Consider the following 11110-nt stretch of genomic DNA (forward strand, 5'->3'; position numbering starts at 1 on the left):
GCGCTACGCCGCCGGCCGCGACGGCATCCTGGCGGCCGAGCGGGCGGCGGCGCGCCACGGCGACCGGGCGCGTGCCGCCACGCTGCGCGCCATGGCGGCGCCGGCGCGGCAGTTCCTCTCCTTCGACGGCCGGGACGGCGGCCGGACCGCCGAAGTCGTCGGCGATCTGGCGCGGGCCGAGCGCATCGCCGTCCTCGTACCGGGCTCGGACACCAGCCTCGACACGTACGGGCGCTTCCGCTCCGACGCCGTGGCGCTGCAACGGGAGCTGGGCGGCCGGTCGGCCGTCGTCGCCTGGCTCGGCTACGGGACGCCGAGCATCGTGAGTCCGGACATCCTGACCCCGGCGCTCGCCGAAGCGGCGTCACCCCAACTGGTCGCCTTCTTAGAGGAGTTGACGGCCGCCAAGCCCGCCGCCCGCGTCTCGCTGCTGTGCCACTCGTACGGCTCGGCCGTCTGCGCCCGTGCCGCCGCGGGTCTCCAGGTCGCCGACATCATCCTGTACGGCAGCCCCGGCACCGGTGTGGACAGCGTCCGCGATCTGCACACCCGGGCCACCGTCTGGGCGGGCCGGAGCGCCGGGGACTGGGTTGCCCACGTGCCGCACGTGCGGCTCCGCCTCCCGTTCGCGACCCTCGGATTCGGGACGGACCCGGTATCGGGCGCGTTCGGCGCCCGGCCTTTCGACGCCGGTGCCGGTGGTCACGGGGATTATCTGAAGGCCGGCTCGGTGCCGCTGCGCAATATGGCGCGCATCGTGGTGGGGGAGTACGCAGGGGCGCGCGGCCATGCGTAGGAGCCCGGCTCTCCGGCGGCCCGAACTGCGCCACCTCGCCCGGCGGATCGACGCCGCCACCCCGCCCGGCCGCGACCGCGCCGTCGACGCCCTCCGGGCCGCCGCCATCCTCGGCGTCGTGTTCGGGCACTGGCTGGTGACCGCGCTGGTCGCCGACAGCGGAACCGTACGCGGTGCCAGCCCTCTCCGGCGCTTGCCTCAACTGGCGCCCGTCTCCTGGCTCTTCCAGACCCTGGCGGTGTTCTTCCTCGTCGGCGGACACGTGGCGGCGCGGAGCCATGCGGCGGCCCGCGCCCGGGGCGTCTCGTACGGGCGGTGGCTCGGCAGCCGTATCGCCCGGTTCTGCCGGCCGGTCGTCGCCCTGCTGGCGCTGTGGGCCGTGGTGGCGGGCGCGCTGCTCGCCTCGGGGACGGACCTGGCGACCGTACGGACCCTGCTCAAGCTGGTCTGGTCGCCGCTGTGGTTCCTGCTCGTCCTCACGGCGCTCACGGCGGTCACTCCGCTGGTCGCGAAGGTGCATCCGCTGTGGCCACTGGCGGTGGTCCTGCACGTCGACATCGTCCGGTACGGGCTCGGCGGGCCGGACGCGCTCGGCTGGATCAACGTGGCGGCGGGCTGGCTGGTCCCGTACTGCCTCGGCGCGCTGTGGGCGCGGGGCGGGCTGCGGGGCCGTGCGACCGGCTGGGCGCTGCTGGCCGGGGGAGCGGCCGCCACCGCGCTCCTCGTCGGGTACGCCGGTTACCCGGCCTCGATGGTCGGCGTACCGGGCGCCGCCGTCTCCAACCTCAACCCGCCGACCCTGGCCGCCGTCACGTTCGGCCTCGCCCAGTGCGGAGCGGCCCTGCTGCTGCGCGACCCGCTGCGGCGGCTCCTCGCACGGCCCGCGGCCTGGGCGGCGGTCGCGCTGCTCAACCTCTCCGCGATGACCGTCTTCCTGTGGCATCAGACCGCGCTGATGGCGGTCACCGCGACCGGCCTGCTCACGGGGCGCCCGCTGCCCGGCCTGCACACCGAACCCGACGGCGCCGTCTGGGTGCTGGCCCGGCTCGCCTGGCTGCCGGTGTTCGCGGTGGCGCTCCTGATCTGCTGGGCGGCCTTCCGTACGTACGAGACGCACGAGACGTACGAGCGACGGAAGCCGTCCGGAACGACGTTCGTACACGAAGGGCGGCCCGCCCGGGAGGAGATGGTGCACGGTGCTTAAGGTGCAGCTTGTGGGGGAGAACGGGGCGAGCGCCCGTGCGCGGGCGAGGAAGCGGCTGGCCGCAGCCGTGAAGGGACTGCCGCGCGCGCTGCGCGAGGACCTGGTGTCGGGGGCCGTCGGGCCGCCGCCGGGGGAGCGGCCGGGGTGGTTGATCTGGCAGCCGGCGATTGTGCTGGTGTTGGGGCTGGGAGCGCTGCTCCTCATGATCGTCACCGTGAACAACCTGGCCTTCGGCGTCTTCCGCGGCAGCGGGATGCAACTGGCCCTGCTCCTCGGCGGCGCCCAGTCACTGGCGCTCGTCGTGGCGGCGTTCCGGCCGGTGGCGGCCTGGTGGATGGCGATGGCGGTGATGATCGCCGTCGTGGTGGTCATGGAACTCGCGGCCGTACGGGAGGGGCGGCACCCGTGGCCGAGTGGTGGGCCCACGGCGATCATGGAATCCCTGGTCGACCGGGGCGGGCTGTATCCCTGGACGGGTGCCGGGCTCGCCACACAGGGCGGGGTGCTCCTCCTGCTGGCGCTGCGGCACCGCTTCCGCGCGGCAGCCGGGGCATTGGTGGTCACCGTGCTCGTCGGCCTGATGTGCGGGGCCGGAGCAGTACGGTTCGGGGCTCCGCTCCAGGTCTCTGCCATCGGCCTCTCCACAGCCGTCCTCACCATCGCGGTGGTGGTCGGCGCCGCCCTCCGAGGCCGCCAGGTGGCCCGTACCGAACTGGTCGTCCAGGAAGGGATCACCGAGGAGGAACGGGCCCGCCGCGCCCTCCTGGAGGAGCGCAACCGCATCGCCCGCGAACTGCACGACGTGGTCGCCCACCACATGTCCGTGATCTCCATCCAGGCGCAGGTCGCCCCGCACCTCGCCGAGAACCCGTCCGACGCGTTGAAGGAGAACCTCGGGGGCATCCGCGCCAACGCGGTTGAGGCGCTGACCGAACTGCGCCGCGTGCTGGGCGTGCTGCGGTCGGAGGAGGCACCCGCGTACGGCGCCCCCGAGTACGCCGGGGACGGCACGGCCCCGCACGCGCCGCAGCCCACCCTCGACCGGCTCGACGAGCTGGTCGGCAACGTCCGCGCCGCCGGGGTGACGGTCACCACCGACGTCACCGGGAGGCAGCGCCCGCTGTCGCCGGGCGTCGAACTGTCCGCGTTCCGCATCGTGCAGGAAGCGCTCAGTAACGCGATGCGGCACGCGCCAGGCGCGCGCGTCGCGGTGGCGATCGCGTACCGATCGGCCGCCCTGACCGTCCGCGTCACCAACACCGCGCCGGACCGTCCCGTCGCGCCCTCTCCGGGCGCCGGCCACGGGCTGCTCGGCATGCGCGAACGTACCGCCATGCTGGGCGGCGAACTGGCCACCGGCCCGACACCCGACGGCGGTTATGAAGTCACCGCCATCCTGCCCACCGGAGCCCCCGCCCCGGGACCCGCCCCGTCCGCTCACCCGCCCACCGACTCCTCCGAGGACACCACCCCATGACGACCCCCATCCGCGTGCTGATCGCCGACGACCAGGTCATGGTCCGGCAGGGCTTCACGGTGCTGCTCGACGCCGAACCCGGCATCGAGGTGGCCGGCCAGGCGGTGGACGGGCTCGACGCCCTCGACAAGGCCGCCGAACTCGCCCCCGACGTCGTCCTGATGGACATCCGCATGCCCGGCCTCGATGGCATCGAGGCCACCCGCCGCCTCACCGAGGCCGCCGGATCGGCCGTCAAGGTCCTCGTCCTGACAACCTTCGACCTGGACGAGTACGTGTACGAGGCGCTGCGCGCCGGCGCGTCCGGCTTCCTGCTAAAGGACGCCTCGGCCGCCGAACTTGCCCAGGCGGTCCGGGTGGTGGCGGCAGGCGACGCGCTGCTTGCGCCGAACATCACCAAACGCCTGATCGCCGAGTTCTCCCGGATGACCGCCGCGCCCCGGGCGCCCCTCAAGGACCGCGTCGGCGAGCTGACGGAACGCGAGACCGAGGTCCTCTCCCTGATCGCCCAGGGCCTGTCGAACGCGGAGATCGCCGGCCGTCTGGTGGTGGCCGAGCAGACCGTCAAGACCCATGTGAGCCGCATCCTGGTCAAACTGGGTTTGCGCGACCGGACCCAGGCGGCGGTCTTCGCGTACGAAACCGGGCTGGTACGGCCGGCCGGCTACTGACGGACCCGGCCCGGCGGCCGGCCGGTCACCCGCTGCCCGGCGTACCCGCTGCGCGGCGTACCTGCTGCCCGGCGTACCTGCTGCCTGCGGCTTCCGCCGCCTACGGCACCAGGTGCCGCAGCCCCTCCGCGCACCTCTTGGCCAGCTCCGCGGACCGGGGCAGCATCAGCTCCTCGTACGCCCGCACAGCGTCGTCCACCCGCTCCTCGGTGACCAGCGCCTGAGCCAGATCGGCACCGTCGAGCAGCGCGTGGTTGGCGCCCACGCCGAGGGGCGGCATCAGGTGCGCGGCGTCGCCCAGCAGCGTGACGCCCGCAACGTGCTCCCAGACGTGCGGTACCGGCAGCGCGAACAGGGGCCGGTGGACGAAACCGTGGTCACCGTCGAGCACGGCGTAACGCAGCCCTCCGGCCCACCCGTCGAGCCGCGCGGAGAGGTACGTACGTACCGCCGCCGTGTCGTCCAGGTCCACCCCGGCGGCCGTGTGCCAGTCCTGCGGGGCCCGGAACGCCACGTAGGCGCGGATATGGCCGTTGCTGTTCCGCTGGGCGAACAGCATCGTCGAGCCGGACTCCGCCACCAGCGTGCCCGGGCCCACCAGCTTCGCCAGCTCGGGGTGGCGTACGTCGCTGTCGTCGAAGCCGGTCTCGACGAAGGTGACGCCGGTGTACTCGGGCAGCGCCTCCGAGACGGCCGGACGCACCCGCGACCACGCGCCGTCGGCGCCGACGACCAGGTCGAAGTCCTCGGTGGCACCGTCCGCGAACGTCAGGCGGCAGGTGCCGTCACCGAGCGGCAGCGCCCCGCTGACGGCGCGCCCCCAGCGGACCGTCCCCGGCGCGAGCGAGTCCAGCAGCAGTCCGCGCAGCTGCCCGCGGTCGATCTCCGGGCGGTCCTCCACCCCCGCGCCTTCGTCTCCGGGAGGCCACTCCTGTTCCTGGGCGGCCGCGGTGGCGTGGTCCACCTTCCGCCACTCCTGCCCCTCGGGGCGGGACAGTTCGTGGAACCGGTCGAGCAGGCCCGCCGCGCGGAGCGCCGCCTGCCCGGTGTCCGGGTGCAGGTCGAGGGAGCCGCCCTGCGGACGGGCGTCGAGATCCGCCTCGCGTTCGAAGACGGTCACGGAACGGCCGTGGAGCTGGAGCACACGGGCGCAGACGAGGCCGCCGAGGCCGCCTCCGACGATCGCGACGCGGGCATCACGGGTGAGTGTCATGGGTCCCCCCAGGGGTGATCGGAACGCCGGACCGACCGTCCGGCGCCACACCAAAAAAGCACACCCACTAAAAAAGCGCAATCACTAAACCTTCGCATCGGATGCACCCTGCCGTAGGGTGTGTCCGTGACCGAATCCGCCCCGCCCTTCAAGATCCCCGTCCCCGCCGGGAACGGCGCTGCCGCCGGGACCGGCGCACCCGTCGGTCGCCGTGAACGCAAGAAGGCCCAGACCCGCAAGGCCCTGGCCGACGCCGCACTGCGGCTCTTCCTCGAACGCGGTTACGAACAGGTCGGCGTCAAGGAGATCGCCGACGCCGCCGACGTATCGGTGACCACCCTGTTCAAGCACTTCGCCAGCAAGGAAGCGCTCGTCTTCGACCAGGACGACGACATCGAGGCCGGCCTCGTCGCCGCCGTCCGCGACCGGGCACCCGGCCAGTCGATCCCCCAGGCACTGCGCGCCCACGTCATCCGCCCGGGCGGCCACGCCGGCCACCCGGAGTTCGCCCCGTTCCTGCGGCTGGTGAGCGAGACACCCGCGCTGCGCGACTACTCCCACCGCATGTGGATGCGCCACGAAGCCGCCGTGGCCCGCGCCATCGCCCAGGAAATCGGCGCCCCCGAGGACGACGTCACCTGCGCCGCCCTGGCCCACTTCGCCCTGGAGTCCCGCGAACTCGTCCACGGGCAGGCCGATCCGGAGCGTGCCGCGGAGGAGGTTTTCGGGTTGCTGGAGCGGGGGTGGGCGGCTGCCCACCCGGACCGCTGACGGCCGGGCGCGCCTACGACCGGCGGCGGGGCTTGCCGCGCCGGGCGGGCTTGGCGGCCTTGCCGGGCTTGCCTGCGCCGGAGCCGCCGCGCGTGCCCCGGGCGCCCTGGCCCGCCCTCGGCCTGCCGCCGGCGGCCTTCTGACGGGCGCCGTCCTTCGCGCCCTGCCGGTCCGTGGCCTCCGGCCGGGCGCGTCCGCGCGTGCTGTTGACCGTACGGCCGCGGACGATGCCGATGAAGTCCTCGACCTGGTCGGTGGTCCGCTCCTCCGGCCAGGCCAGGGCGACCTGGGACTGGGGCGCGTCCGTCAGCGTCCGGTACTTGAGGTCCTTGCGGTGGTACAGCCGCGCCAGCGACTGCGGGACGACCAGCAGGCCGATACCCGCCGCCACCAGCTCGATCGCGTCCGCCGTCGTCGCGGGCCGCTCGAACGCGGGCTGCCCCGGCGGGCGCTCCCAGCCGAGGGTGTCGTCGAGGGGGTGCAGCACGATCTCGTCGGCCAGTTCCTCGGTGGTGATCTCGTCGGCCGCCGTGAACAGGTGGTCCTTCGGGACGACGACCACGGTCGTCTCCGTGTAGAGGGGGATCGCGCTGAAGTACGTACGGTCGACCGGCAGCCGTACGAAACCCGCGTCGGCGCCGCCGTCCCGCAGCACGTCGTACGCCTCGGCGGGAGGCGTCGCGACGAGTTCCAGCGGGATGCCGGGCAGCCGCTCGTTCCAGATACGCACCCACTTCGTGGGCGTCACCCCCGGGACGTACGCGAGCCGGAACGAAGGGGTTTCTTCCGAGCCTGTCACTCCGCCAGGTTACCGGTCGTGGTCAGAGGTGGCGCACACGATCGATACCCTTGACATCATGACGTCGCACCAGAACACCCAGACGATGAAGCCCGCGACCGCGGCGAAGAAGCTGGGTGTGTACCTCGAAGCCACCCCCGCCGAATTCCAGGAGGGTGTCGTCTCGCGCGCCGAGCTGAACGCGCTGCAGAGCGACCCGCCCCAGTGGCTCCAGGAACTGCGACAGAACGGCCCCCACCCGCGCCCCGTCGTCGCCGCGAAGCTGGGCATCTCCATCTCGGGCCTCGCCCGCGGCGGAGTCACCGAGCCCCTCACCACGGAACAGATCGACGCCCTGAAGGCCGAGTCCCCCGAGTGGCTGCAGAAGGAACGCGCCACCCAGGCCGAGGTCCGCAAGGAAACCGTGCGGATCAAGGAGAAGCACAAGCAGGAGCGCGAGAAGCGGGCGGAGCGGGAGAACGGCGGGGAGTAAAAGGACACGGGGCCCGGGGGTGGGTGAGGAGCTGCTCGTCGCGGCTGTGCGCCAGGGGGATGCGAAGGTCGTCGAGGCGCTGCTGGAGTCGGGCGCCGATCCCGACGCCACCGATGAGACCGGGACGTCCGTCCTCTGTCTGGCGGTGGACGCGTTCGATCTGCCGGTCGTCGAGGTGCTCCTGCCCTCCGCCCGGCTGGACCGTGTCGGGGACGACGGCCGTACGCCCTTGCTGCGCGCGATCGACCGTGGCGCGTACGACATCACGGAAGCGCTCATCTGGCGCGGGGCACGGCTGTCGCCCCGGGACACGGACGGACGGGACGCCCTGGCCCTGGCCCGGTACTGGCACGAGACGGGCGCCGAGGCGGAACTGCGCCGCAGGACCGGCGCGCCGGGCCCGGTCGCCCGGCGGACCGTCCGCCGGGGACCGGACATGGCGGAGGAGCTGTCCCTGGGCGGTCTCACGGTGCGGACCGGGCACTCCGCGATCCTGACCTCACTGGAGCCGCGGTACGGAATCACCCCCGCCTTCGCGACGCTGATGTCCCGTGCCGTGGCCGAGCCGGACGTCGAGCACGATGTGTGGTGGGCCGCCTCCAGTGCGCTCCAGCGGCGTGACGACCCGGCCGTCCGGGATGCGGCCGCCGCCCTGCGGGAGCGTACCGACCCGTTGGAGCGGTGCTTCGGGGCGAGCGTGCTCCGCATGGCGATCGTCCTCGACGAAAGCGACGACGAACACTTCGACCGGCCCTTCGTCGATGTGCTCCTGCCCTGGGTGACGTCGGAAAAGGACCCGCGGGTGATGCGGGAGCTCACCGCCGGGCTGGCCGACGCCTGTGACGACCGGGCCGATGGACCGCTGCTCGCGCTGACCCGGCACTCCGATGCCGTAGTCCGGCGCCGTGCGGTCTCCGGCCTGTTCCGGGCGGTCTCCCAGGGAACTCCGGAGGCGCTGGCCGCCGCGGCAGCCCGCACCCGGGACATGGACGCCCAGGTGCGTGCGGGAGCCTGCTGGGTGCTCCGCTGGGCGCACGTGGACGCGGGCGTCGCCTCGGACACCCTCGCCGCATGCCTCGACGACGAGGACGAGGCCGTACGGGTGGCCGCCGCGGCCGGGCTGGCCCTGCGCGACGACCCGCGGGGCGATGACGTGCTGGACGGCCTCGATGCCGCCGATCCGGACTCGCCGTACCACTGGACTCTCTACGACGTGTGGCGGCATCGCAACGGCGAGGACTGATCCGGCCCGCGGCTGCCTGCGGGGGCACGGAAATGTCCGCGGCCCCTCACCGCACCCGTCGCGCCCGCAGCACCGTGTCGTGGGTGTGGTGCGTGCCGGCGGGAGGCGGAGTGGTCCGGGCGCGGGTTTCGTTGGACTGGATGGTCCAGTCGGGGCCCAGGAGCTGGGCCATGTCGTCCGGCTGGTAGTAGTCGGCGGGGTCGAAGCCGTCTTCCGGGCGTGGGGCCAGGCCGCTGAGGTCATGGCTGACGAAGAGCAGGGTGCCGCCAAGGGCGACGGCCCGCAGCAGGTTGCGCAGCGCGGTGTGGTCCGGCTCGTGCCGGAGCGGGAAGTACTGGACGGACACCAGGTCGAACGCGTCGGCCGGGGGCGGTGTCGCGGTCAGGTCGGCGCGGGCCCACGCCACCCGGTCGGCAAGATCCGTGGCCGCGGCGGCGGCGCGCCGCAGAGCGACCCGGGAAATGTCGACCGCGGTGACCTGCCATCCGTGCCGGGCCAGCCAGACGGCATCGGCGCCTTCACCACATCCGACGTCGAGCGCCTGCCCGGGCGGTAGACCGCTGACCTCGGTGACGAGGACGGGATTGGGCGCGCCGCTGAAAACCTGGTCGCGGCTGCTGTACATCGCGTCCCAGGACTGGGCGCTCTCTCGTACGTTCAGAGGGCCGGTCGGCCGTGGCGACAGTGTGCGACGGGGTGCCGGGCCGGCCGATGGGCCGGTCGCTTCGCCGGTGGCGCTGGGGCCGGTGGCTCCGCCGGTCGCGCCGGGGCCGGTGGCGGGCCGGGATTGCTGGGTCATCGTGACCACCTCCGCGGTCAATCTGCCGCTCCCCGCCGCGAGCCGGCAAAGTTCTTTGCGGAAACCGCAAAATGGGCCAGGACTTGTTGCTGCCCCGAGCCCCGACACCCACCTTCTCCCCTGGGCTCAGTGGGTGCTTCGCGCGCGCTGCCGGGTTTCTGTGATGTGGCCGTCTATGTACCGGACGAGGATCAGCGCGTCCTGTGGATCGTCGGCCCGGAAGGCGACGCGACGCACCAGGGTCACCGAGTCGAGCGCGACGTCCTCGCGGGCGAGGACGAAGAGCAGGGTGAGAAAGGCGGACCGGGCGTTGCCGTCGTCGAAAGGGTGGAAGAAGCAGACGTCCAGGTAGGCACGTGCGGCGCGGGCGGCCAGGGAGAGGGGGCGCCCGCCGCTCGCCGCGCTCCCGTCCTCGGGCCCGGTCCCGCTGCCCGGCGCGCTCTCGGCCAGGCAGGCGTCGAGGCGGGCGCGGGTGTCCGGGCCGATGCCGTAACGTTCCCGGCCCCGCTTGGCGAAGGCGGGCGCGCTGCGGAACGGCGGCGGCTGCGGCGTGCCCAGGACGTGCTGCTGCCAGCCACGGATCAGTTCGAAGTCGAGCGGGGCGCCGCGCGCCGCGTCGGTCCGCAGCGACTCCAGGGCGGCCAGCAGGCCCTCGGCACGGGCGGGGTCCACGGCGGCGTCGAAGGAACGGATGTCCTCGGCCGCGCCGTCGCGCGACGGGATCACCGGTCCGTCCCCGCCGCCGTCCGGCCCCTCGTGCCACGGCACGGTCTCGCGTATCGCCAGCCAGCGTTCCAGGTGATCCGGCGCGGGCCCGGCGGACCACGGCTCGTCCTGCGGCCGCAGCGACAGCGAGAGCCGCTCCGCGACATCGTCCACCAGCACCGGGCCGGGAGCGGTCCAGCTCTCGAACCGTCCGCCGACCGCCTGCTCGACCAGCTCCTCCGCCACGTCGGGCGCGAACCCCCAGTAGCCGAGGAACCAGGTGAGCACCTGCTCGCAGTGCCCGTGCCAGCCGCTGCCGTGGCCGGTGCGGTCGGCCACCTGGAGGATCAGATTGCGGGCGGCGCGCTCCCACAGGATCCGCTGATCCTCGATCGCGGCCGGCTCCAACGGGTACCGCTCGAACCACCCGACAAGAGTCTCCAGCCACTCGCGCCACTCGCACAGCGCCGTGACGACCCGGGCAAGCGTCTCCTCCGGAGAGCTGATCGAGTCCCGCGGGCAGCACCAGCTCCCGACCGGCCCTCCGTCGAAGTCCCCCTCGTCGTGCGACCAGCGCCAGCCGATGGCCCAGGGACCGTAATGCCGGACGAGCGCGTACGACATGGCGTCGGCCCAGAGCCTGCCCTCGTCATGGCTCCAGGCGATCAGCGTCCTGTCGTGAACCGGAAGGTCGGGGCGGTGCGGAACGCACCGGGCCGGCGGCAGCGAGCGCACCACCTGCGCGGCCGACGCGCTGTCGAAGGGATGACGGGCGGGGTCCACTTCGTCCCAGGTCAGAAAGAGCGGGACCAGTTCGGGAATCACCGCGTCAGCCTGCCATGTCCGCCGGCCGGCCGATCATGGGGTGCTGTGATACGGAGTCCGGAACGCGGTTATGCGTCCTCGGTGAGGGGACGCTGTGCGGTCGGGGGTCGGGGGTCGGGGGCCGGGGTCGGGGCC

Annotated in this window: 11 protein-coding genes; 7 read left to right on the forward strand and 4 right to left on the reverse strand. The window is 73.3% G+C overall.

Translation table 11 applies throughout. The features are described from left to right. The 4 genes from IH45_RS0141185 to IH45_RS0141200 all read left to right on the forward strand — a co-directional run. On the forward strand, nucleotides 1-796 hold a 796-nt coding region (locus tag IH45_RS0141185; RefSeq protein ID WP_030681713.1), incomplete at its 5' end, for an alpha/beta hydrolase. Continuing rightward, nucleotides 789-2000, forward strand: a complete 1212-nt coding sequence (locus IH45_RS0141190; protein ID WP_030681716.1) for an acyltransferase family protein — start codon at nucleotides 789-791, stop codon at nucleotides 1998-2000. The genes IH45_RS0141185 and IH45_RS0141190, both read left to right, overlap by 8 nt. A gap of 10 nt (nucleotides 2001-2010) precedes the next feature. Further along, complete coding sequence (locus tag IH45_RS0141195) at nucleotides 2011-3477, forward strand: sensor histidine kinase (RefSeq protein ID WP_050515557.1); 1467 nt, start codon at nucleotides 2011-2013, stop codon at nucleotides 3475-3477. Beyond that, a complete protein-coding gene (locus IH45_RS0141200; RefSeq protein WP_030681722.1) occupies nucleotides 3474-4148 on the forward strand; it encodes a response regulator in 675 nt (224 codons plus the stop codon). Before IH45_RS0141195 ends, IH45_RS0141200 begins: the two co-directional genes overlap by 4 nt. Before the next feature lie 100 nt (nucleotides 4149-4248). Here the strand turns inward: IH45_RS0141200 and IH45_RS0141205 are convergent, their stop codons facing one another. Further along, nucleotides 4249-5361: an FAD-dependent oxidoreductase gene (locus IH45_RS0141205; protein WP_030681724.1), complete on the reverse strand. Its 1113-nt coding sequence runs from the start codon at nucleotides 5359-5361 to the stop codon at nucleotides 4249-4251. Between the two features lie 126 nt (nucleotides 5362-5487). On the opposite strand from IH45_RS0141205, the gene IH45_RS0141210 reads away from it, so the two are divergent. Beyond that, nucleotides 5488-6132, forward strand: coding sequence for a TetR/AcrR family transcriptional regulator (locus tag IH45_RS0141210; protein WP_030681726.1), 645 nt, complete (start codon nucleotides 5488-5490; stop codon nucleotides 6130-6132). Nucleotides 6133-6145: 13 nt separating this feature from the next. Here the strand turns inward: IH45_RS0141210 and IH45_RS0141215 are convergent, their stop codons facing one another. Continuing rightward, nucleotides 6146-6931, reverse strand: coding sequence for a LysR family transcriptional regulator substrate-binding protein (locus tag IH45_RS0141215; protein WP_078898029.1), 786 nt, complete (start codon nucleotides 6929-6931; stop codon nucleotides 6146-6148). A gap of 58 nt (nucleotides 6932-6989) precedes the next feature. Between IH45_RS0141215 and IH45_RS0141220 the strand changes: the two genes are divergently transcribed. Both IH45_RS0141220 and IH45_RS0141225 read left to right on the forward strand, forming a co-directional pair. Beyond that, entirely contained in the window at nucleotides 6990-7403 is a 414-nt protein-coding gene (locus tag IH45_RS0141220; protein ID WP_030681729.1) for a DUF5997 family protein, read from the forward strand. 19 nt (nucleotides 7404-7422) lie between these two features. Further along, nucleotides 7423-8646 carry an ankyrin repeat domain-containing protein gene (locus IH45_RS0141225; RefSeq protein WP_050515558.1) on the forward strand — a complete coding sequence of 408 codons (1224 nt, stop codon included), beginning with the start codon at nucleotides 7423-7425 and terminating at the stop codon, nucleotides 8644-8646. Between the two features lie 46 nt (nucleotides 8647-8692). Here IH45_RS0141225 and IH45_RS0141230 read toward each other — a convergent pair whose 3' ends face one another. Continuing rightward, nucleotides 8693-9445, reverse strand: a complete 753-nt coding sequence (locus IH45_RS0141230; protein ID WP_078898031.1) for a class I SAM-dependent methyltransferase — start codon at nucleotides 9443-9445, stop codon at nucleotides 8693-8695. 126 nt (nucleotides 9446-9571) lie between these two features. Next, a complete protein-coding gene (locus IH45_RS0141235; RefSeq protein WP_030681738.1) occupies nucleotides 9572-10975 on the reverse strand; it encodes a Fic family protein in 1404 nt (467 codons plus the stop codon). Nucleotides 10976-11110: the final 135 nt, after the last annotated feature.

Origin of the sequence: Streptomyces rimosus subsp. rimosus (assembly GCF_000720725.1) — a bacterium.
GTDB lineage: Bacteria > Actinomycetota > Actinomycetes > Streptomycetales > Streptomycetaceae > Streptomyces > Streptomyces rimosus_A.

What these genes read in the sequence shown, in the direction of transcription:
- IH45_RS0141190 (WP_030681716.1), top strand. Translation starts at nt 789, where the DNA reads ATGCGTAGGAGCCCGGCTCTCCGGCGGCCCGAACTGCGCCACCTCGCC.
- IH45_RS0141200 (WP_030681722.1), top strand. Translation starts at nt 3,474, where the DNA reads ATGACGACCCCCATCCGCGTGCTGATCGCCGACGACCAGGTCATGGTC.
- IH45_RS0141205 (WP_030681724.1), bottom strand. Translation starts at nt 5,361, where the DNA reads ATGACACTCACCCGTGATGCCCGCGTCGCGATCGTCGGAGGCGGCCTC.
- IH45_RS0141220 (WP_030681729.1), top strand. Translation starts at nt 6,990, where the DNA reads ATGACGTCGCACCAGAACACCCAGACGATGAAGCCCGCGACCGCGGCG.
- IH45_RS0141230 (WP_078898031.1), bottom strand. Translation starts at nt 9,445, where the DNA reads ATGACCCAGCAATCCCGGCCCGCCACCGGCCCCGGCGCGACCGGCGGA.